Origin of the sequence: Streptomyces sp. FH025 (genome assembly GCF_017427025.1) — a bacterium.
Lineage (GTDB): Bacteria > Actinomycetota > Actinomycetes > Streptomycetales > Streptomycetaceae > Kitasatospora.
On sequence record NZ_JAFLNG010000027.1, the window covers coordinates 1 to 20,778 of the forward strand.

Here is a 20,778-nt window from a genome sequence, read left to right on the forward strand (position 1 = left end):
CCTGCCCAAGCACATCCTCACCGGCTACTGGCAGAACTTCGACAACGGCGCCACCGTGCAGCGGATCAGCGACGTCCCGGCCGCCTACGACGTCATCTCGGTCTCCTTCGCCGACGCCACCAGCACGCCCGGCGGCCTGAGCTTCACCCTCGACCCGACGCTCTCCTCCCACCTCGGCGGCTACACCGACGCCCAGTTCAAGGCCGACATCGCGGCCAAGCGGGCGGCCGGAAAGCGCGTGGTGCTCTCCGTCGGCGGCCAGAACGGCACGGTCTCGGTGAGCGATTCCACCTCCGCCGCCAACTTCGCCAACAGCGCCTGGACGCTGATGCAGAACTACGGCTTCGACGGGATCGACATCGATCTGGAGAACGGCGTCAACTCCACCTACATGGCGCAGGCGCTGCATTCCCTGGCGGCGAAGGCGGGAAGCGGGTTCATCCTCACCATGGCGCCGCAGACCATCGACATGCAGTCGACCGGGATGGAGTACTTCAAGCTGGCGCTGAACGTGAAGGACATCCTCACCATCGTCAACATGCAGTACTACAACTCCGGTGCGATGAACGGCTGCGACGGCAACGTCTACTCGCAGGGCACCGAGAACTTCCTCACCGGCCTGGCCTGCATCCAGCTCAAGGGCGGGCTGCGGCCCGACCAGGTGGGCCTCGGGGTGCCGGCCTCCACCAGCGCGGCGGGCGGCGGCTACGTCGACCCGGGCGTCGTCGACAACGCGCTGGACTGCCTGGCCGCCGGCACCAACTGCGGCAGCTACAAGCCGGACACCACCTGGCCCGGCATCGGCGGGGCGATGACCTGGTCGACCAACTGGGACGCCAAGGCGGGCAACCCGGTCGCCAACACCATCGGCGGCCACCTGCACGCCATGCCGTAAGGACTCCAACGACCCCCGGGGCCGGAGCCCCGGGCCCGGGTGTCAGGCCCCGGCCCGGGCCTCCGGGACGTGCGCGGTGCCGCCGTGCCGACGGCGCAACTCCGCCGTGATCTCGTCCAGTTCGCCTTCGGGCAGCAGCGGCAGCATCATCGCCACGCCCTGCAGCAGACCGCCGAGCAGATAGGTGGTGTCCGGGGTCGCCGCGACCAGGCCGCGGACCTCGGCCACCTCGCCGGCCGCGACCGCCTCGATCAGCTGGGCGGCGTTCGCGGTCTCCTCGTCCACCTGGACCGCGCCGGTGTCCTCCGGCGCCCGCCGGGCCATCGCCCGCAGCACCCGGTCGCCGACCTCCGGGGCGTACGCCTTGCGGACGGCCTCGGCGGCGATCCAGGTCAGCAGGGTGGCCACCTCCCGCTCGACGTTCTCCTCGAACAGCAGGTCCAGCTCCTGGTCGAACGCGAGCTGGTTCCCGTGCCGGAAGGCGAGCAACAGCGTCGCCGCCCTGGCCTTGGCCTCCTCGACCGCCTCGGCAGGCAGTTCCTGGGCCAACTCCTCGGTCACCACCACGCCATGCCCTCCTGTCCGCCGCTCAGCAGGAACGCTCAGCGGAAACACCTTCGGAAACTCCGTGCACACCGTACACATCGGACCTGCAAACTTCCGCGAACGCGCGCGGGCAAGACCGGAATCAATTCGCTCGGAATAGGACCTCACCCGGTCCGGGATGAATATTCGCCGGAAGGGAGCAATGTCGCTGGGCTATTAGGCGTAGCGAAAACAGACCCCGGGAGACGCACCGGAAGGTGACTCGGAAGACGCGCCGGAAAACGCCGAGGGGCCGCACCCCGCGCGTCGCGGAGTGCGGCCCCTGGTGGGGCTCGAGCAGATCAGCCCTGCGGCAGCGCCGCCAGCTGGGCGGTGATCCGGGCGATGTCGGCCTCGGCGGCCTCCTGGCGGCCCCGGATCTTGGCGACCACGTCGTCCGGCGCCTTGGCCAGGAAGGCCTCGTTGCCGAGCTTGGCGGTCGTCTGGGCCTTCTCCTTCTCGGCGGCCGCGAGGTCCTTGGCGAGGCGCTTGCGCTCCGCCGCGACGTCGATGGTGCCGGAGAGGTCCAGCGAGACGGTGGCACCGGCGACCGGCAGCGAGGCGGTGGCCGCGAAGCCCTCCTCGGGGACGGTCAGCCGCAGCAGCGAGCGGATGGCGTCCTCGTGGGCGGCCAGCGCGGTGCCGTCCAGCTCCAGGGCGGCCGGGACGCGCTGGCCCGGCTTGAGGCCCTGGTCCGTACGGAACCGGCGAACCTCGGTGACCACCTGCTGGAGGGTGGCGATCTCCGCCTCGGCCTCGGCGTCGCGGTAGCCGCTGTCCTGCGGCCAGTCGGCGATGACCACCGACTCGGCGCCGGTCAGCGTGGTCCAGAGCGTCTCGGTGACGAACGGCACGATCGGGTGCAGCAGCCGCAGGGTGACGTCGAGGACCTCGCCGAGCACCCGGCGCGCGGCGTCGGCCTGCGGGCCGCCCTTGGCCAGGGTGGTCTTGGAGAGCTCGACGTACCAGTCGAAGACCTCGTCCCAGGCGAAGTGGTACAGCGCCTCGGAGAGCTTGGAGAACTGGTAGTCCTCGTACAGCCCGTCCACCTCGGCGACGGTGCTGCCCAGGCGCGACAGGATCCAGCGGTCGCTCGCGGTCAGCTCCTCCGGCGCGGGCAGCGGGCCCTCGACGGTGGCGCCGTTCATCAGCGCGAAGCGGGTGGCGTTCCAGATCTTGTTGGCGAAGTTGCGGGCCGCCTGGACCCAGTCCTCACCGATCGGCACGTCGACGCCCGGGTTGGCACCGCGCGCCAGCGTGAAGCGCAGCGCGTCGGAGCCGTACTTGTCCATCCAGTCCAGCGGGTTGACCACGTTGCCGAAGGACTTCGACATCTTCTTGCCGTTCTGGTCACGGACCATGCCGTGCAGCGCGATGGTGTGGAACGGCGGGGTGCCGTCCATCGCGTAGAGGCCGAACATCATCATCCGGGCGACCCAGAAGAACAGGATGTCGTAGCCGGTGACCAGGACGGAGTTCGGGTAGAACTTCGCGAGGCTGTCGGTCTGCTCCGGCCAGCCGAGCGTGGAGAACGGCCACAGGCCGGAGGAGAACCAGGTGTCCAGGACGTCGGTGTCCTGGTGCCAGCCCTCGCCGGTGGGCGGCTGCTCGTCCGGGCCGACGCAGACGATCTCGCCGTTCGGGCCGTACCAGACCGGGATGCGGTGGCCCCACCACAGCTGGCGCGAGATGCACCAGTCGTGCAGGTTGTCGACCCAGTCGAAGTACCGCTTCTCCATCTCCTGCGGGTGGATCTTGACCTTGCCGTCGCGGACCGCGTCACCGGCGGCCTTGGCGAGCGGGGCGACCTTGACCCACCACTGCATGGACAGCCGCGGCTCGATGGTGGTCTTGCAGCGCGAGCAGTGGCCCACCGAGTGGACGTACGGGCGCTTCTCGGCGACGATCCGGCCCTCGGCGCGCAGCGCGGCGACGATCGCCGAGCGGGCCTCCAGGCGGTCCAGGCCGAGGAAGGGGCCGTGCGCGGTGATGACGGCGTGCTCGTCCATGACCGAGATGTTCGGCAGGTCGTGGCGCTGGCCGATCTCGAAGTCGTTCGGGTCGTGCGCCGGCGTCACCTTGACGGCGCCGGTGCCGAACTCCGGGTCGACGTGCTCGTCCGCGACGATCGGGATCCGGCGGCCGGTCAGCGGCAGCTCGATCTCGGTGCCGACCATGTGCTTGTAGCGCTCGTCCTCCGGGTGGACGGCGACCGCGGTGTCACCCAGCATCGTCTCGGCGCGGGTGGTGGCCACGACGATCGAGTTCTCGCCCTCGCCGTAGCGGATCGAGACCAGCTCGCCGTCGTCGTCCTGGTACTCCACCTCGATGTCCGAGATGGCGGTCAGGCAGCGCGGGCACCAGTTGATGATGCGCTCGGCGCGGTAGATCAGCTCCTCGTCGAAGAGCTTCTTGAAGATGGTCTGGACGGCCTGGGACAGGCCCTCGTCCATGGTGAAGCGCTCGCGGGACCAGTCCACTCCGTCGCCCAGGCGCCGCATCTGGCCGGAGATCTGGCCGCCGGACTCCGCCTTCCACTTCCAGACGCGCTCGACGAAGGCCTCGCGGCCCAGGTCGTGGCGGGACTTGCCCTCCTTGGCGAGCTCGCGCTCGACCACGTTCTGGGTGGCGATGCCGGCGTGGTCCATGCCGGGCTGCCACAGCGCCTCGTAGCCCTGCATCCGCTTGCGGCGGACGAGCGCGTCGATCAGCGTGTGCTCGAAGGCGTGGCCCAGGTGCAGGCTGCCGGTGACGTTCGGCGGGGGGATGACGATGGTGAACGGGGGCTTGTCGCTCTTGGCGTCCGCGGTGAAGTAGCCACGCTCTACCCAGCGCTCGTACAGCTCGCCCTCTACGTCCGCGGGGGTGTAGGTCGTCGGGAGGGTTGCCGCATCGTCCCCGGTGGTGCTCACGGGGCGCTGGTTCGTCGTGTCGGTCACGACGCACAGTTTACGTAACCGGGGGCGCTGGTTACGAACCGCTTTCGGACCCCGGACGCGCCCCGCCCGAAGGGCCCCACCCGGAGCGCCGTGCGGTAGCGTGCCCGGGCACTCGTCCGGGTGACCGGACACACGCGTAACCAACGGAACCGACGGAACCACCCGGGCCACGACAGGCCGCGGGTGCGGCGGGGGAGCACGAGGACACATGTACGGCCAGGGACAGCAGTACCCGCAAGGACAACCGCAGCCCTACGGGGGCCAGCCCCCGTACGGACCGCCCCAGCCGCAGCCGCCCTACGGCGCACCGCAGCAGCAGCCCCCGTACGGTTACCCGCCCCAGCAGCCCTACGGTGCCCCGCAGCAGCAGCCTCCGTACGGCTACCCGCCGCAGGCGCCGTACGGCCAGCCGGGTTACCCGCCGCCCCCGCGGAAGGGCAGGGGCGGGCTGGTGATCGGCCTGGTGGTCGGCGCGCTGGTGCTGGGCGGCGGCGGCTTCGCCGCGTGGAAGTTCCTGGGCGCAGACGGCGACAAGGGCGGCCAGTACAAGCTCAGCGCCCCGCAGACGCTGCTGGACGGCTACGTCCAGAAGTCGGCGAAGGACGAGGCCGCCGACATGAGCAAGCCCGAGGTCGCGAAGTTCGGCAAGGACCTGCACGGGCTGGGGGCCAGCTACGGCAAGGGCACCGACGTCAAGAACCTGGACTCGCTCTCGATCATCGGCATCTACGGGGAGATCAACGACCCGGACCAGATCATCGCCGACTCGAAGAAGGAGACCGGCGGGCTGACCTGGACCACGCCGATGACCGACTACCCCGCGAAGGACGCCCACGCGTCCTCGGGGAAGCTCAGCTGCGGCGTCGCCAGCGTCATCGCGGGCAAGCCCGGGCCGACGGTCTGCGTGTGGGCGGACAAGTCCACCTACGGCCGGGTCACCTTCACCAGGCTCAGCCTGGGCAGCACCGGTGACGGCGGCAACCAGGGCATCACCCCGGACCAGGCCGCGGAGAAGACCCGGGCGATCCGCGACGCCATGAAGGTCGCCAAGTAGCACGCGCGCGCCACGCGAAGGGCCCCGCACCGGATCCGGTGCGGGGCCCTTCGTTCGGTGCTCTCGGCTCAGGCGCTCTTCTCGCGGCGCTCGCGCTTGATCATGTCGCGCGGGACGAGGGTGGGGATGGCGTGCTTGGAGACCACGTCCCCGGTGACCACCACGCGGGCGACGTCCTGGCGCGAGGGGACCTCGTACATCACGGACATCAGCACCTCCTCCATGATGGCCCGCAGACCGCGCGCGCCGGTGCCGCGCAGGATCGCCTGGTCGGCGATCGCCTCCAGCGCGTCCCGGGAGAACTCCAGCTCCACGCCGTCGAGTTCAAAGAGCTTGCGGTACTGCTTGACCAGCGCGTTCTTCGGCTCGGTGAGGATCTGCAGGAGCGCCTCGCGGTCCAGGTTGTGCACGCTGGTGATCACCGGGAGGCGGCCGATGAACTCGGGGATCATGCCGAACTTCACCAGGTCCTCGGGCATCACCTGGCGGAAGTGGTCGCTGGCGTCCGACTCGCGCTTGGAGCGGATGTTGGCGCCGAAGCCGATGCCCTTGGCACCCGCGCGGCCCTCGATGATCCGCTCCAGGCCGGCGAACGCGCCGCCGACGATGAACAGCACGTTGGTGGTGTCGATCTGGATGAACTCCTGGTGCGGGTGCTTGCGCCCGCCCTGCGGCGGCACCGAGGCGGTGGTGCCCTCCAGGATCTTCAGCAGCGCCTGCTGCACGCCCTCGCCGGAGACGTCCCGGGTGATCGACGGGTTCTCGCTCTTGCGGGCGACCTTGTCGATCTCGTCGATGTAGATGATCCCGGTCTCGGCCTTCTTGACGTCGTAGTCGGCCGCCTGGATCAGCTTGAGCAGGATGTTCTCGACGTCCTCGCCGACGTACCCGGCCTCGGTCAGCGCGGTGGCGTCCGCGATCGCGAACGGCACGTTGAGCATCCGGGCCAGGGTCTGCGCCAGCAGCGTCTTGCCGGAGCCGGTGGGGCCCAGCAGCAGGATGTTGGACTTGGCCAGCTCGATCGCGTCGTCGCGGCCGTTGCCGCCGCTACGGCCCGCCTCGCCGGCCTGCACACGCTTGTAGTGGTTGTAGACGGCGACCGACAGCGCCTTCTTGGCGAGGTCCTGGCCGACCACGTACTGGTCCAGGAACTCGTAGATCTCGCGCGGCTTCGGAAGCTCCTCGAAGCGGACCTCGGAGGTCTCGGCGAGTTCCTCCTCGATGATCTCGTTGCACAGGTCGATGCACTCGTCGCAGATGTACACGCCTGGGCCGGCGATCAGCTTCTTCACCTGCTTCTGCGACTTGCCGCAGAACGAGCACTTGAGCAGGTCGCCACCGTCTCCGATGCGTGCCACGAGGTGCTTCCCCTTCGCCAGGGGCCCCGCAGGGGTTCCGGGGCCTGGTGCTGTGGACCGTCCGCGCCGACGGCGCTCGGTCTCGCTATCCGACGGTACTCTGCCGGGCCCGTGATTCCGTCCTCTTCGCCAGGTCTGCCCTACGCCCTGGGCGAATTGATACCGAACAGATGCCGTGACAGTGCCCGCCGACGGGCCGGGGCGGGACGCGCAACCGGGTGCGCGCCCCGCCCCTGCGGTGCCGGCCTCAGGAGGTCAGCGAGGTCTTGCGGGTGGAGATGATCTGGTCGACCAGGCCGTACTCGACGGCCTCCTCGGCGGTCAGGATCTTGTCGCGCTCGATGTCGTCGCGCACCTGCTCGATCGACTTGTTGGAGTGCTTGGAGAGCATCTCCTCCAGCTGCTCGCGCATCCGGAAGATCTCCTTGGCCTGGATCTCCAGGTCGGACACCTGGCCGCGGCCGGTCTCGGTGTACGGCTGGTGGATCAGGATGCGGGCGTTCGGCAGCGCCATCCGCTTGCCGGGGGTGCCGGCGGCGAGCAGCACGGCCGCGGCGGAGGCCGCCTGGCCCATGCAGACCGTGGTGATGTCCGGCTTCACGTACTGCATCGTGTCGTAGATGGCCGTCAGGGCCGTGAACGAGCCGCCGGGCGAGTTGATGTACATCTGGATCTCGCGGTCCGGGTCCATCGACTCCAGGCACAGCAGCTGCGCCATGATGTCGTTCGCCGAGACGTCGTCGACCTGCGAGCCGAGGAAGATGATGCGCTCCTCGAACAGCTTGGCGTACGGGTCGTACTCGCGGATGCCCTGCGTGGTGCGCTCGACGAAGCGCGGGACGATGTAACGGCCCTCGGCACGCATGTCCTCGACGCGGGCCTTGGCGGCCGACAGGCTGGGGATGTTCATGGGGTTCTTGTCCTCCGGGGCGTTAGGGCTGTGGTCTCGTGGGCCGGGCCGAGCCGAGGCTCAGGCGCCGGTGCCGCCGCCGCCGGGGACGTCCGCGGCGCTGTGCATGATCGCGTCGATGAGGCCGTACTCCAGGGCCTCCTCCGGGGTGAACCAGCGGTCGCGGTCGGAGTCCCGGGTGATCTGCTCGAAGGACTGACCGCTGTGGAAGGCGATCAGATCGGACATCCGCTTCTTGGTGCGGAGCAGCTGCTCGGCCTGGATGCGGATGTCGGTGGCGGAACCGCCGAGGCCCGCGGAGGGCTGGTGCATCAGGATGTTGGCGTTCGGCAGCGAGAAGCGCTTGCCCTTGGCGCCGGCGGTCAGCAGGAACTGGCCCATCGAGGCGGCCATGCCCATCGCGATGGTGACGACGTCGTTCTTGATGTACTGCATGGTGTCGTAGATCGCCATGCCCGCCGAGATCGAGCCACCCGGGGAGTTGATGTAGAGGAAGATGTCCTTTTCCGGGTCCGCGGCCAGCAGCAGCAGCTGCGCGGTGATCTTGTTGGCGATGTCGTCGTCGACCTGCTGGCCGAGGAAGATGATCCGCTCGTTGAGCAGCCGGTTGTAGACCTGGTCGCCAAGGCCGCCGAGCACGTCACCAGCGGCGGCGTGCGGCGCCATCGGGCCAGGCATATGCATCTGCGGGAACGTCACTTAGCCACCTGCTCAGTCGGTTTGGACGGTCGCTCCACGGCCGTCACGGTGTCGCACAGCTTCCGGGTATCACGTCGTGATTGTTGCTGTCCAAGGACCCTAACGCGCAGGCCGGGCCGCAGAATCCCCCACGCAGAACTGTTCGCTGTGAGCGCAGGGTCGCGGGGGTCGCGGGGGGGGGGACGACAGCGGGCCCGGACACCGTACGGCGTCCGGGCCCGCTACAGCCTGGAGGGGCTACCGGGGCGCTCAGGCCTCGGTCTTCTCCTCGGCGGCGGCCTCGACGGTCTCGCCCGACTCGTCGGCCTCGTCGTCGTCGAAGTTGACCTCGTTGCCCTCGGTGTCGACGACCTTGGCGGCCTCGACCACGGTGGCCAGCGCCTTGCCGCGGGCGACCTCGCCGACCAGCAGCGGCACCTGGCCACCCTGGACGACCTGCTGGGCGAACTGGTCCGGGGTGAGGCCGGAGCCGGCGGCGCGGCGGATGAGGTGCTCGGTGAGCTCCTCCTGGTTAACGCCCAGCTCCTCGTTGGCGACGATCTGGTCCAGGACGAACTGGGTCTTGATGCCCTTCTTCGCCTGCTCCTCGATCTCCGCGTCCCACTCCTCGCGGGTCTTGCCCTGGGTCTCCAGGTAGGTGTCGAGGTTCAGACCCATGGGCTCCAGCTGGTGGTGCTCCACGTTGTGCTTGCGGGTCTCGATCTCGTCCTTGAGGAGCTTCTCGGGGTACTCGATCTCAACCAGCGCGAGCAGGGCGTCGAGCACCTTCTCCTGGGCCTGGGTGGCCTGGTCGTACTCCTTCATGCGCTCCAGGCGCTTGCGGGAGTCGGCGCGCAGCTCCTCCAGGGTGTCGAACTCGCTGGCCAGCTGGGCGAACTCGTCGTCCAGCTCCGGCAGCTCCTTCTCCTGGACGGCGGTGACGGTGACGGAGACCTCGGAGGTCTTGCCCGCCTGGGTGCCACCCTTGAGCTCGGTCTCGAAGGTCTTCTCCTCGCCGGCGGACAGGCCGGTCACGGCCTCGTCGATGCCGTCGATCAGGCGGCCCGAGCCGATCTCGTAGCTGACGCCGTTGGCGGTGCCGTCCTCCGGCACCTCGCCGTCGACCTTGGCAACCAGGTCCACGACCACGATGTCGCCGGCGGCCGCGGCGCGCTCGACGTCCTTGACCGAGGAGAAGCGCTCGCGCAGCTGCTCCAGCGACTTCTCGATGTCCTCGTCGGAGACGACGATCGGGTCGACGGTCACCTCGATGGAGGAGAACTCCGGCAGGGTGATCTCGGGGCGGATGTCCACCTCGGCGGTGAACTTCAGGTCGCCGCCATCGGCGATCTTCTCGACACCCTCGATGTTGGTGATGTCGGGCTGGCCGAGGACCTCGATCTTGCCCTCGTCGACGGCCTGCGTGTAGAAGCGCGGCAGGGCGTCGTTGACGGCCTCCTCCAGCACGGCACCGCGGCCGAAGCGCTGGTCGATGACGCGAGCCGGGATCTTGCCCTTGCGGAAGCCCGGAACCGTGACCTGCTGGTTGATCTTCTTGTACGCCGCGTCGAGGCTGGGCTTGAGCTCCTCGAAGGGCACCTCGACGGTGAGTCGAACCCGGGTCGGGTTCAGAGTCTCGACGGCGCTCTTCACGGTTTGGTCTCCTATGGGCTTGCGGTCAGTTTGTCTCCGCCCTCCCCGGCCTCCCGGCCGGAGCCGGTGCGGATGGTTCGGGCGAGACGGGCGATGGGCGGTTGGAGCTGCATCTCCCGTGGGTGGACGGTGAGCTTGACTCCTCGCCCTCGTGCGGTTGACCTGGGTTGACGCCACAGGGACTACCGCCAGCGCCCCATCCTACCGGTACCACGAAAGGCGGACGCCAGACGCCACCGTACCGTCCCAACAGAACAGGGCCCCGCCCCGGTGGGCGAGACCCTGCCGCACTGTCGGGGTGACCGGATTCGAACCGACGGCCTTCCGCTCCCAAAGCGGACGCGCTACCAAACTGCGCCACACCCCGTGGTGCCGAGAGGAAGCGTACACGCCGGGCCTGTAGGGCTCGCCGACTATTTCGGGGCGGGGTGGAAGAGGGGGCGCGCGGAACGCGGTGTGCACGGGAGCGGCCGGACCAGGTACGCTGTCTCCCGAACTTCCGGCCGGTGACGGCTGGAGGGTCGCGCGGGCGTAGCTCAATGGTAGAGCCCTAGTCTTCCAAACTAGTCACGCGAGTTCGATTCTCGTCGCCCGCTCTCCGGTCCGGCCCCGGTGCGCGCCGGGGCCGTCGGCGTTCCCGGGCCCGGGCGGCTTCAGAGTCCGAGCCGGGCGGCCCGGGCGGCGGCCCGGTCGAGCAGCTGGTGCACATCACCCTCCCGGGTGGTGGGGCGGTCGTTGAACTCGTCCGGGGAGCGCGCCGGGCGGCCGGTGGCGTGCAGCACCTCCATCAGCTGGACCCGGGCGGTGCGCACGGTGGCCGGGGTGCCGTAGCCGTACGCCAGGACGGCGGCCTGGGCGCCGAGCAGGCAGACCCGCCCGGCGTCGTCCCACATCGCGCCCTGCAGCCAGCCGTGGGCGCCGATGTAGCGGGAGGCGAGCCGCAGGTGGCCGGCGGCGCTGACCGGGACCGGCCGGGCCGGGCGGCGCAGCGCGCGGTCGAGCAGGGTGGCCCGGGGCTCGGGGTGGCCGGCGTTCCAGGGGCGCAGGGTGCTGCCGTACCGGCAGGCGTACGGCGCCGGGGTGCGCGCGGGGGCGGGCAGCGAGGCGAGGTAGGCCTCGATCTCGGCGACCAGGCCGGCGCCGTCCGGACCGGCCGGCGGCCACGGCGGGACGATCGGTATCGATGGGACGACCGGTATCGACGGGTCGACGGATATCTGCGGGTGAGGGGTCGGGGCGGTACGGGGCATGCGGGCTCTCCGGGCGGGTGGCCTTCAGGTTCCGCTCCCCAAAATGGGGCATTGAGGGCATTTCCGCGACCGGAGCCCGCTGACGGGACCGCGTCGATCGAACGGTTTCCCGCTCGGGTGTCGGGCCGATAGCCTCGGCGGCGTTCGAGCGCAGTTCGAGCGCGACCTCAGCCGCCGCGCTCCCGAGGTGGAGGAGTCCCGGTGCGTCCGCAGGAGCGACTGGCCGTCATACAGCGCTGTGTGGTCCGGGAGATGGCGCGACTGGGCCAGGAGTTCCATCCGGACGGCGAGGTGGTGCGCGGCCCGGGCACCACGGCGGTGGCGGTGCGCGAGCACCCCGGGGACGACGGGGCCGGGCACGTGGACCTGGGCTTCGTGCTGCACCTGGGCAGGGCGGACGCGCCGGTGGTGTGGGACTGCGCGGCGGGCCTCGGCAAGACCGAGGAGGAGAAGCTCGCGAACGCGGTGAAGATGTGGGCGACCACCACCGCCTCAGTCCTGGTCGAGCTGGCGGACGGACGCGGGGTGCACGCCGACCACGAGGACCTGCCGGAGCTTCCGGGCTGGCACGCGTTGCAGGGGCCGGCGGCGGTGTTCGGCTTCGGCAACGAGCACCTGGCGGCCTGGCTCGCCGAGCACCGGGTGCTGTCGGAGCTGGCGCCCGCGCTGCGGCCGGAGCTGGTCGGACCGGGACCGGTGGGCGTGAAGCTCTTCCTGGGCGGGAAGGCGGGCGACGACGTCGCCGAGGTCCGGGTGGGCGGCGAGGTGTCGGAGGCGGCGTCCGCGGCACTGCGCGCGCTGGACTGGCCGCGCGGTGAACGGCTGTGCTGGGCGCGGCTGTTCGTGCTGCTGACGACGGATCGGACAGCAGCGCTCCCGGCCGCGCCGGCGGGTGCCCCGGCACCCGTGCCGATGCGTGCCCCGGCCCCGGCGGCGGCACGCCCCCGGGGTCTGTTCGCTCGTTGGCGGGAGGCCAGGCGGGCCGGCCGGTGATCCCGTGGGGCCGGGCGGCCCGGTCGATCAGCCTCCGGTGATGCCGGAGATGCTGTGCGCCAGGTTGGCCAGCAGGGAGTTGATCGAGGTCGCGACCGTGGTCTCGTGCAGCATGAAGCCGAAGAGGGCGGCGACGATCGCGTGCGGAATCTTCAACTGCTTGTTCCGGATGAAGATGATGCACAGGATCGCGAACAGGACCAGCGCGGAGACGGAGAGTGCCACCCGGACTCACTTCCTCGTTTCATAGCGTGGTGCCGCCGCCCGGCGGCACCTGCGAAGCCGGACCCCGGCCTGCCCGACGGTCCCGAGGCGGAACAGAGGACCGACCGGCGCGGCGCCGGCGCGGGAGCCCACGGTGGACCGCTGTCTGTGGTGCCGCACGTGTCGCCCCCCATCCCCCGAATCCTGAACAGTCCCGCCCGGACTCAGTGTGGTCGACCGTGCCGATTGCGTAAAGGTCTGAAAGTCAGCCCAACGCCGATATCCTGCGATGCGAGACGAGTTTCCGCCGACCGGGACGATAGCGGAGCCGCCCTGACGAATCGTCGGCGGGGCGGTGCTGAGCGGCCGGGAAACGTCCGGCGGCGGGGAACGGAAGCCGCTGATCCGGTCCGCCGACGGGGCGTCCGATTTGGCTGAAGATCAGCTCCCAGGCTTGACAGCGGCTGCCGGTGGCATGTGACGGACGACGATGAACATCAGTCGCGGAACGCCGCCTGACGACGCTGCCCCGGAACGTCCTCGCGGGACGTCAGTCGCGCCAGAGCAGCAGGACGGCGCGGTCGTCGTTGATGTCCCGGGCCACCGTCTCGATCAGGGCGGCCGCCGCGCCCGCGCCGGAGCCTGGGGCGCCGCCGGGGACGAGCCGGTCCGCCTCCCCCATCAGCCGGTCCATGCCCTCGGTGAGGTCCCGGCCCGGCGCCTCGACCATGCCGTCGGTGCAGAGCATCAGCACGTCGCCGCGGTTCAGCCGGCCGCGCACGCCCTCGAACTTGGCGCCGTCGTAGATCCCGAGCAGCGGGCCCTCGGCCTCCTTGACCTCCCAGCGCCCGGCGCCGGCCAGGCGCTGCATGCCCGGCAGGTGCCCGGCGGAGAGCAGCTCGTACTCACCGGTGTCCAGGTCCAGCACCAGGTGGACCGCGGTGGCGAAGCCCTCCTCCCAGGACTGGCGCAGCAGGTAGCCGTTGGCGGCGGGCAGGAAGTCGTGCGCGGGCAGCGAGCCGACCAGCCCGCCGAAGGCGCCGGAGAGCAGCAGCGCGCGGGAGCCGGCGTCCATGCCCTTGCCGGAGACGTCCGCGAGGACCACCTCCAGCAGCCGCTGGCCGGGGCCGGTGCGGGCGGCGACCACGAAGTCCCCGGAGAAGGACTGCCCGCCGGCCGGGCGCAGCGCCATGTCCGCGTGCCAGCCGTCCGGCAGCTCGGGCACCCGGCTCTGCACCCGCAGCCGCTCGCGCAGGTCGAACAGCATGGTGGAGCCGCCCCACCAGGGGACGCCGACCCGGGCCCGGAACTGGGCCAGCAGCAGGCCGCCCACCCCGGCGGCGCCGACCACCAGGGCCGCGCCGGGGGTCACCCCGTAGATGTAGGACTCCGGGTTCTCGCTGGCGACCCGCTGCCCGGTGTGGATCACGGACTCGGCGGAGAGGCCGAGGGCGCCCAGCGCGTAGAGCACCACCAGGCTGCCGGGGCGCAGCAGCAGGGCGCCGGCCAGGATCGGCAGGACCAGGGCGGTGGGCGGGGCCCAGTCGGGGATCCAGACGTTGAGCACGATCAGCAGCGGGACGAGCAGGGCGAGTGCGCAGAGCACCGGCCAGTCGGCGGCGCCGCCGCGGAAGTAGTCCACCAGGGCCGTGCGCAGCCTTCGGCGGACCCGGCGGAGCCTCTTGCGCAGCCGGGCCGTCACGGGCTCGGACGCCGGGGTGGCGCCGGGCCTCGTCGCAGTCGTCTGGGGCTCTGGGCCCGGCGCTCTGCCAGCCATGGGGCCCGACCCTATCCACGGGTGCGGCCCGGCGTCGACGGCTCGGGGGCGGGCGGCGGCGTCGGCGCGCCTGCCGTTCAGCGGGTTTCGGCCGATCGCGCCGGTAGCGGGTGTGCCGTCAGAAGGCGTGCGCCGGTTGGACGTACGGAGCCTGCGGGCGGCGTGCGCGCCCGCGTGCGAGGGGTCTCCGAGCTCCGGGGGCCTGTGGCCGATCCCACAGGTGCGGGAGGGGTCATCGAACGACGGCGGCCGACCGCACGGGAGGTGCGGCCGGCCGCCGGAGGACGGTGGGTGACGGGATCAGCCCTGCGGGTGGTGGGCCGGGATCGGTGGGAGCTCGCCGGTGGTCTCGTACTCGCTCAGCATCTGGATCCGGCGGGTGTGCCGCTCCTCGCCGCTGTAGGGGGTGTTGAGGAAGACCTCGACGAACTTGGTGGCCTCGTCCTGCGTGTGCATCCGGCCGCCGATGGAGATCACGTTGGCGTTGTTGTGCTGGCGGCCGAGCTCGGCGGTCTGCACGCTCCAGGCCAGCGCCGCACGGACGCCCTTGACCTTGTTGGCGGCGATCGCCTCGCCGTTGCCCGAGCCGCCGATCACGATGCCCAGGGCCTCCGGATCGGCGGCGGTGCGCTCGGCGGCGCGCAGGCAGAACGGCGGGTAGTCGTCCTCGGCGTCGTAGATGTGCGGCCCGCAGTCGACCGGCTCGTGGCCGGCCCCCTTCAGCCACTCCACCAGGTGGTTCTTCAGTTCGTATCCGGCATGGTCGGAGCCCAGGTACACGCGCATGCCATGAGTGTGGCACGTGGGTGCGCCCGGGCCCGACAACGGGGGCGTCAGCGTCGGCCGAGCAGCTTCCAGGCCAGCGGCAGGGCGCCGGCGGCGAAGGCGGCCTTGAGGGCGTCGCCGACCAGGTACGGGTAGAGGCCCAGCTCGGCGGCGCGGGCCAGCGACACGTGCAGGCTGAGGGCCAGGTACGGCACGCCGACCGCGTAGATGGCGAGGCTGCCGAGGGCCATGGTGACGGCGGTGTTCAGCGGGGTGCGGTCGGCACCGCGGCGGGCCAGCGCGCCGGTCACGGCGGCGGCGAGCACGAAGCCCAGCACGTAGCCGAAGGTCGGGAAGGCCCAACCGGTGGCGCCCCCGGTGAACCAGGGCAGGCCCGCCATGCCGGCCAGCAGGTAGAGGCCGAGCGAGGCGATGCCGCGGCGGGCGCCGAGCGCGGTGCCGACCAGCAGGGCGGCGAAGGTCTGGCCGGTGACCGGCACCGGCGAGCCGGGGACGTTCACCGACAGCTGGGCGGCCACGCCGGTCAGCGCGGCGCCGCCGACCACCAGGGCCAGGTCGCGGGCCTGGGCGCCGAGGCGGGTGGAAGCGGCGGGCAGCAGGTCGGCGAGGACGGCGCGGCGCGGTATCGGGGTGGTGGCAGTGGCCATCGGGGGGCTCCTCCATGAGGGTCCAGGTGAGTGAACACCTGTGAACCTACGTGGTGATCCACTACGTCGCCGCCACGGTTTCGGACAAAGCCCCGCCCCCGGACGTTGTCGGGTCCCGGTCCGGAACGACAGTCCGTCAATCTACCGATGCGTAGCGTCGCGGCCAGGTCCGCATCGTGGTCCCCCACCGGGCATGTTTGGCATGCACAGCAGAGTCGCCGGATATTGGACAACTGACAGCGCATACCGAACAGTCTGGATCCCCCCTTCATGGCCCGTACCCCCGCGTCCTCGGCGCCCGGGACCACCCACGCCGACGATCCCCAGGCGTCCGGTGGCCAGCAGCTCACCCACGGGCTCAAGCAGCGCCACCTGTCGATGATCGCCCTCGGCGGCGTCATCGGCGCGGGCCTCTTCGTCGGCTCCGGCGCCGGCATCGCGGCCGCAGGACCGGCGATCATCCTCGCCTTCGTCCTCTCCGGCCTGCTGGTCATGCTGATCATGCGGATGCTCGGTGAGATGTCCGCCGCCCGCCCGGCCTCCGGGTCGTTCTCGGTGCACGCCGAGAAGGAGATCGGCCCCTGGGCCGGCATCACGGCCGGCTGGATGTACTGGGTGATGCTCTGCTGCGGCGTCGCCGCCGAGGCCACCGCGGCCGGGAAGATCGTCAACGGCTGGATACCCGGCGTCTCCGCCTGGATCTGGGTCGCCCTGTTCATGGCCTTCTTCTGCGCCAGCAACCTGACCGCGGTGAAGAACTTCGGCGAGTTCGAGTTCTGGTTCGCCGCCGTCAAGATCGCGGCGATCGTCGCCTTCCTGGTCCTCGGCGGGCTCGGCGTCGCCGGCGTGATCGGCCCCGGCGCCCCCGGCACCGCCAACCTCACCGGCCAGGGCGGCTTCCTGCCCACCGGCGTCAGCGGGCTGATCGTCGGCCTGCTCGCCTCGGTCTTCGCCTACGGCGGCCTGGAGACGGTGACCATCGCCGCGGCCGAGTCCGCGGACCCCAAGAAGAACGTCGCCAACGCGGTGCGCACCGCGGTGTGGCGGATCGCGATCTTCTACATCGGCTCGATGGCCCTGGTCGTCACCCTGGTCTCCTGGAAGGACCCGGCGGTCGTCGCCAACGGCCCGTACGTCACGGTGCTGCGCCACCTCGGGGTGCCCGGGGCCGGGACGATCATGGAGGTGGTGGTGCTGGTCGCGCTGCTGTCCGCCATGAACGCCAACATCTACGGCGCCTCCCGGATGGCGTACTCGCTGGTCGGCCGCGGCCAGGGCCCCAGGGCGCTGGCCAGGATCAGCGGCGGGGTGCCGCGCCGAGCCGTCCTGGCCTCCTGCCTGTTCGGCTTCGGCGCCGTGCTGGCCGCCAAGTTCTGGCCCGCCACCGTGTTCACCTGGCTGATGAACACCACCGGTGTGGCGATCCTGGTGGTCTGGCTGTTCATCTGCATCGTCCAGCTGCGGATGCGCCGCCGGCTGGAGCGCGAGGCGCCCGAGCTGCTCACCGTGAAGATGTGGGGCTACCCGTACCTGACCTGGATCGCGATGGCCGCCGTGCCTACGGGGACTACTCGAAGGACGGGCCGGCCGTCCGGGTGCGCTTGATCTCGTAGAAGCCCGGGGTGGAGGCCACCAGCAGGGTGCCGTCCCAGAGCCGGGCCGCGGCCTCGCCCTTCGGGGCCGGGGTGACCACCGGGCCGAAGAAGGCGACCCGGTCGCCGTCCGCGCCCTCGACCGCGATCACCGGGGTGCCGACGTCCTCGCCGACCAGGGTGATGCCCTCCTTGTGCGAGGCGCGCAGGGCCTCGTCGTACGCGTCGGTGCCGGCCGCGTCCGCCAGCTCGGCGGGCAGCCCGGCGGCCACCAGGGCCGCCTCGATGGTCTCCCGGTTCTGCGGCAGGCCCTGGTTGTGGAAGCGCAGGCCGAGCTCGGTGTAGAGCCGGCCCAGCACCTCGTCCCCGTGCTTCTGGGCGGCCGCGATGCACACCCGCACCGCGCCCCAGGCGTTGTCCAGCAGCTCGCGGTACTCCTGCGGCAGGTCGCGGTGCTCGTTGAGCACCGACAGGCTCATCACGTGCCAGTTCACATCGACCGGGCGCAGCTGCTGGACCTCGATCAGCCAGCGGGACGTCATCCACGCCCACGGGCAGGCCGGGTCGAACCAGAAGTCGGCGGTCTTGCGCTCAGCGGCAGTCGTCACTGAAGTCTCGTCCTTCGTACGGTGGTCCGAGGCGGTGGGGCCGATCCCCCTCCAGAGCCCCCAACACCCGTCCGACGCGGCTGATTCCGACCCGGACGCGACGGGTTGTGCAATGGTACCGGCCTGAGCGGGCGTGAAAGGATGCTCCGCGTGCGCGGCCACACCGCGCGCGGACCCGCACCACCCACAGACGCACCACCGTGCGAGCCGGACAAAGGAGTACCGCCGTGCCGGGCAAGAACCTGAGCCGCGACGAAGCCCAGCAGCGGGCCAGCATCCTGGCCGTGGACAGCTACCAGGTCCGGCTGGACGTGACCACGGCCCCCGATCCGGCGGCCGCGACCTTCCGTTCCACCACCACCGTCGCGTTCCGCTGCTCCCAGCCCGGCGCCGGCACCTTCCTCGACCTGCTCGCCCCCGCCGTCCGCTCGGTCACCCTCAACGGCCGCTCCCTGGACCCGGCCACCGCCTACGACGGCGCCCGGGTGCACGTCGACGGGCTGGCCGCCGAGAACGTCCTCACCGTCGAGGCGGACTGCGCCTACAGCCGCACCGGCCAGGGCCTGCACCGCTTCGTCGACCCGGCGGACGGCGAGACCTACCTCTACACCCACTTCGAGCCGGCCGACGCCCGCCGGGTGTTCGCGAACTTCGAACAGCCCGACCTGAAGGCCTCGTTCGGCTTCACCGTGACCGCCCCGGCCGCCTGGGACGTGCGCTCCAACGCCGTGCACGAGAACGTCACCGAGGAGGGCGGCGCCCGCACCTGGGAGTTCGCGCCGACCAAGCCGATCTCCACCTACCTCACCGCCGTGGTGGCCGGCCCGTACCACGTCGCCACCGACCACTACAGCCGCGAGCTCGCCGACGGCACCACCCTGGAGATCCCGCTCTCCGCGCTGTGCCGCAAGTCGCTCGCCCCGTACTTCGACGCGGAGGAGATCCTCGGCGTCACCAAGCTCGGACTCGACTTCTTCCACGAGGAGTTCGACTACCCGTACCCCTTCGGCAAGTACGACCAGGCCTTCGTCCCGGAGTACAACATCGGCGCGATGGAGAACCCGGGCTGCGTCACCTTCAAGGAGGAGTTCATCTTCCGCTCGAAGGTCACCGACGCCGCCTACGAGTCCCGGGCCAACGTCGTCCTGCACGAGATGGCGCACATGTGGTTCGGCGACCTGGTCACCCCGCGCTGGTGGGACGACCTGTGGCTGAAGGAGTCCTTCGCCGACTTCATGGGCTCCTACGGCCTGATCGGCGCCCGCACCCGGCACTCCTCGGCCTGGGTCACCTTCGCCAACCAGCGCAAGGCCTGGGCCTACGAGCAGGACCAGTTCCCCACCACCCACCCGATCACCGCGGACATCCGCGACCTCGAGGACGCCAAGCTCAACTTCGACGGCATCACCTACGCCAAGGGCGCCTCCGTCCTCAAGCAGCTGGTCGCGTACGTCGGTCCGGACGCCTTCTTCGAGGGCGCCCGCCGCTACTTCAAGCGGCACGCCTTCGGCAACACCGAACTGGCCGACCTGCTGGGCGTGCTGGAGGAGACCAGCGGCCGCGACCTGAAGAGCTGGTCGGCCGCCTGGCTCCAGACCGCCGGGGTCAACGCGCTCACCCCGCAGGTCACCACCGACGCCGAGGGCCGGATCACCGAGCTGGCCGTGCTGCAGGAGGGCGCTGCGGACGATTCCGCGACTCCGTCGCGTGGCGTGCGCCCGCACCGGATCGCGATCGGCCTGTACGACCGGGACGCCGACGGCGCCCTGGTGCGCACCCAGCGGATCGAGCTCGACGTCACCGGCGCCCGTACGGTCATCACCGAGGCCGTCGGCCGCCCGCGCCCGGCCCTGGTCCTGCTCAACGACGACGACCTGACGTACTGCAAGATCCGCTTCGACGCCGACTCCCTGGAGACCCTGCGCGCCGACCTCGGCAACATCCGCGACGAACTGGCGCGCGCGCTCGCCTGGTCCGCCGTCTGGAACCTCACCCGGGACGGTCTGATGCCGGCCCGCGACTACGTCGCCCTGGTGCTGCGCTTCGCCGGTCAGGAGGGCAACATCGGCGTGCTGCAGTCGCTGCACGCCCAGGCCAGGACCGCCGTCGACCTGTACGCCGACCCTGCGTGGCGCGCCGAGGGCGCCCGGCAGCTCGCCGACGGCGCCCTGCGCGAGCTGCGCGAGGCCGTCCCCGGCAGTGACCACCAGCTGGCCTGGGCCCGTTTCCTCGCCCAGACCGCGGGCGGCGCCGAGCACCTCGGCCTGGTCCGCGGCCTGCTGGCGGGCAGCGCCAGGATCGACGGCCTGGAGGTCGACCAGGAGCTGCGCTGGGCGCTGTGGCTGGCGCTGTCCGCCGCCGGGCAGGCCGGCGACGAGGAGCTGGCCGCGGAGCTGGCCGCCGACAACACCGCGGGCGGGCAGCGCCAGTACGCCCAGTGCCTGGCCGCCCGGCCGACGCCGGAGGCCAAGGCCGCCGCCTGGTCGGCCGTGATCGACTCGGACGAGCTGCCGAGCGCCCTGATCCGGGCCAACGCCTCCGGCTTCTCGATCCCCGCCCAGCGCGACCTGACCGCCCTGTACGCGGCGCCGTACTTCAAGCTGCTGGAGAAGGTCTGGGCCGAGCGGAGCATCGAGACCGCGGTGCTGTTCGTCGGGGGCTTCTTCCCGATCGCCCAGACCAGTGAGCAGACCCTGGCCGAGGCCGACGCCTGGCTGGACGGCCACCCGCAGGCCGCGCCGGCCCTGCGCCGCCTGGTGCTGGAGCACCGGGACGACCTGGCCCGCGCGCTGCGGGCGCAGGCCTGCGACCGGGCCTGACGGTTCGTGCAGGGGCCCGCCGTGCTCGGC

Annotated in this window: 17 protein-coding genes and 2 tRNA genes; 6 read left to right on the plus strand and 13 right to left on the minus strand. The window is 71.1% G+C overall.

Annotated features, from left to right (window positions below):
* Nucleotides 1-895 (plus strand): chitinase (locus J0670_RS03655; protein WP_207809527.1); only part of this gene is annotated, 895 nt, incomplete at its 5' end.
* Nucleotides 896-937: 42 nt separating this feature from the next.
* Here the strand turns inward: J0670_RS03655 and J0670_RS03660 are convergent.
* A complete protein-coding gene (locus J0670_RS03660; RefSeq protein ID WP_207809529.1) occupies nucleotides 938-1,462 on the minus strand; it encodes a hypothetical protein in 525 nt (174 codons plus the stop codon).
* A gap of 320 nt (nucleotides 1,463-1,782) precedes the next feature.
* The gene (locus J0670_RS03665; protein ID WP_207809531.1) at nucleotides 1,783-4,419 is read right to left on the minus strand and encodes a valine--tRNA ligase; all 2,637 of its coding nucleotides are present in this window, start codon (nucleotides 4,417-4,419) and stop codon (nucleotides 1,783-1,785) included.
* A gap of 208 nt (nucleotides 4,420-4,627) precedes the next feature.
* On the opposite strand from J0670_RS03665, the gene J0670_RS03670 reads away from it, so the two are divergent.
* Nucleotides 4,628-5,473 (plus strand): hypothetical protein, encoded by an 846-nt coding sequence (locus tag J0670_RS03670; protein WP_207809532.1) that lies wholly within the window; start codon nucleotides 4,628-4,630, stop codon nucleotides 5,471-5,473.
* 68 nt (nucleotides 5,474-5,541) lie between these two features.
* On the opposite strand, the gene clpX is transcribed toward J0670_RS03670, so the two are convergent.
* From clpX to J0670_RS03695, 5 genes are all read right to left on the minus strand, one after another.
* Complete coding sequence (gene clpX / locus J0670_RS03675) at nucleotides 5,542-6,831, minus strand: ATP-dependent Clp protease ATP-binding subunit ClpX (protein ID WP_196950255.1); 1,290 nt, start codon at nucleotides 6,829-6,831, stop codon at nucleotides 5,542-5,544.
* A gap of 247 nt (nucleotides 6,832-7,078) precedes the next feature.
* A complete protein-coding gene (locus J0670_RS03680) occupies nucleotides 7,079-7,741 on the minus strand; it encodes an ATP-dependent Clp protease proteolytic subunit (RefSeq protein WP_196950256.1) in 663 nt (220 codons plus the stop codon).
* A gap of 60 nt (nucleotides 7,742-7,801) precedes the next feature.
* Entirely contained in the window at nucleotides 7,802-8,419 is a 618-nt protein-coding gene (locus J0670_RS03685; RefSeq protein WP_374223060.1) for an ATP-dependent Clp protease proteolytic subunit, read from the minus strand.
* A gap of 270 nt (nucleotides 8,420-8,689) precedes the next feature.
* A complete protein-coding gene (gene tig / locus J0670_RS03690) occupies nucleotides 8,690-10,072 on the minus strand; it encodes a trigger factor (RefSeq protein WP_207809535.1) in 1,383 nt (460 codons plus the stop codon).
* A gap of 293 nt (nucleotides 10,073-10,365) precedes the next feature.
* A tRNA-Pro gene (locus tag J0670_RS03695) sits at nucleotides 10,366-10,439 on the minus strand.
* A 158-nt stretch (nucleotides 10,440-10,597) separates the two neighbouring features.
* Here J0670_RS03695 and J0670_RS03700 point away from each other — a divergent pair.
* Nucleotides 10,598-10,668, plus strand: a tRNA-Gly gene (locus tag J0670_RS03700).
* A gap of 57 nt (nucleotides 10,669-10,725) precedes the next feature.
* On the opposite strand, the gene J0670_RS03705 is transcribed toward J0670_RS03700, so the two are convergent.
* Nucleotides 10,726-11,322 (minus strand): hypothetical protein, encoded by a 597-nt coding sequence (locus J0670_RS03705; protein WP_207809537.1) that lies wholly within the window; start codon nucleotides 11,320-11,322, stop codon nucleotides 10,726-10,728.
* A gap of 201 nt (nucleotides 11,323-11,523) precedes the next feature.
* On the opposite strand from J0670_RS03705, the gene J0670_RS03710 reads away from it, so the two are divergent.
* Nucleotides 11,524-12,315 carry a DUF6348 family protein gene (locus tag J0670_RS03710; protein ID WP_207809539.1) on the plus strand — a complete coding sequence of 264 codons (792 nt, stop codon included), beginning with the start codon at nucleotides 11,524-11,526 and terminating at the stop codon, nucleotides 12,313-12,315.
* A 27-nt stretch (nucleotides 12,316-12,342) separates the two neighbouring features.
* Here J0670_RS03710 and J0670_RS03715 read toward each other — a convergent pair whose 3' ends face one another.
* The 4 genes from J0670_RS03715 to J0670_RS03730 form a co-directional block, all read right to left on the minus strand.
* The gene (locus tag J0670_RS03715) at nucleotides 12,343-12,540 is read right to left on the minus strand and encodes a hypothetical protein (protein WP_207809541.1); all 198 of its coding nucleotides are present in this window, start codon (nucleotides 12,538-12,540) and stop codon (nucleotides 12,343-12,345) included.
* 529 nt (nucleotides 12,541-13,069) lie between these two features.
* Entirely contained in the window at nucleotides 13,070-14,296 is a 1,227-nt protein-coding gene (locus tag J0670_RS03720) for a PP2C family protein-serine/threonine phosphatase (RefSeq protein ID WP_207809543.1), read from the minus strand.
* A 300-nt stretch (nucleotides 14,297-14,596) separates the two neighbouring features.
* On the minus strand, nucleotides 14,597-15,082 hold the full coding sequence (locus tag J0670_RS03725) for a ribose-5-phosphate isomerase (protein WP_207809545.1): 486 nt from the start codon (nucleotides 15,080-15,082) through the stop codon (nucleotides 14,597-14,599).
* A 47-nt stretch (nucleotides 15,083-15,129) separates the two neighbouring features.
* The gene (locus J0670_RS03730) at nucleotides 15,130-15,729 is read right to left on the minus strand and encodes a biotin transporter BioY (protein WP_207809546.1); all 600 of its coding nucleotides are present in this window, start codon (nucleotides 15,727-15,729) and stop codon (nucleotides 15,130-15,132) included.
* A 270-nt stretch (nucleotides 15,730-15,999) separates the two neighbouring features.
* Between J0670_RS03730 and J0670_RS03735 the strand changes: the two genes are divergently transcribed.
* Nucleotides 16,000-17,334, plus strand: coding sequence for an amino acid permease (locus J0670_RS03735; RefSeq protein WP_207809548.1), 1,335 nt, complete (start codon nucleotides 16,000-16,002; stop codon nucleotides 17,332-17,334).
* Here the strand turns inward: J0670_RS03735 and J0670_RS03740 are convergent.
* Entirely contained in the window at nucleotides 17,297-17,863 is a 567-nt protein-coding gene (locus J0670_RS03740; RefSeq protein WP_243436492.1) for a disulfide bond formation protein DsbA, read from the minus strand. The two genes, J0670_RS03735 and J0670_RS03740, sit on opposite strands and share 38 nt — an antisense overlap.
* A 293-nt stretch (nucleotides 17,864-18,156) precedes the next feature.
* Here J0670_RS03740 and pepN point away from each other — a divergent pair, with 293 nt between their 5' ends.
* Nucleotides 18,157-20,748 (plus strand): aminopeptidase N, encoded by a 2,592-nt coding sequence (gene pepN, locus J0670_RS03745; protein ID WP_207809551.1) that lies wholly within the window; start codon nucleotides 18,157-18,159, stop codon nucleotides 20,746-20,748.
* Nucleotides 20,749-20,778: the final 30 nt, after the last annotated feature.

Coding starts and splice junctions, on each gene's coding strand:
- J0670_RS03670 (WP_207809532.1), top strand. CDS start 4,628: ATGTACGGCCAGGGACAGCAGTACCCGCAAGGACAACCGCAGCCCTAC.
- J0670_RS03680 (WP_196950256.1), bottom strand. CDS start 7,741: ATGAACATCCCCAGCCTGTCGGCCGCCAAGGCCCGCGTCGAGGACATG.
- J0670_RS03685 (WP_374223060.1), bottom strand. CDS start 8,419: ATGCCTGGCCCGATGGCGCCGCACGCCGCCGCTGGTGACGTGCTCGGC.
- J0670_RS03705 (WP_207809537.1), bottom strand. CDS start 11,322: ATGCCCCGTACCGCCCCGACCCCTCACCCGCAGATATCCGTCGACCCG.
- J0670_RS03720 (WP_207809543.1), bottom strand. CDS start 14,296: ATGGCTGGCAGAGCGCCGGGCCCAGAGCCCCAGACGACTGCGACGAGG.
- J0670_RS03725 (WP_207809545.1), bottom strand. CDS start 15,082: ATGCGCGTGTACCTGGGCTCCGACCATGCCGGATACGAACTGAAGAAC.
- J0670_RS03730 (WP_207809546.1), bottom strand. CDS start 15,729: ATGGCCACTGCCACCACCCCGATACCGCGCCGCGCCGTCCTCGCCGAC.
- J0670_RS03735 (WP_207809548.1), top strand. CDS start 16,000: ATGGCCCGTACCCCCGCGTCCTCGGCGCCCGGGACCACCCACGCCGAC.
- J0670_RS03740 (WP_243436492.1), bottom strand. CDS start 17,863: ATGACGTCCCGCTGGCTGATCGAGGTCCAGCAGCTGCGCCCGGTCGAT.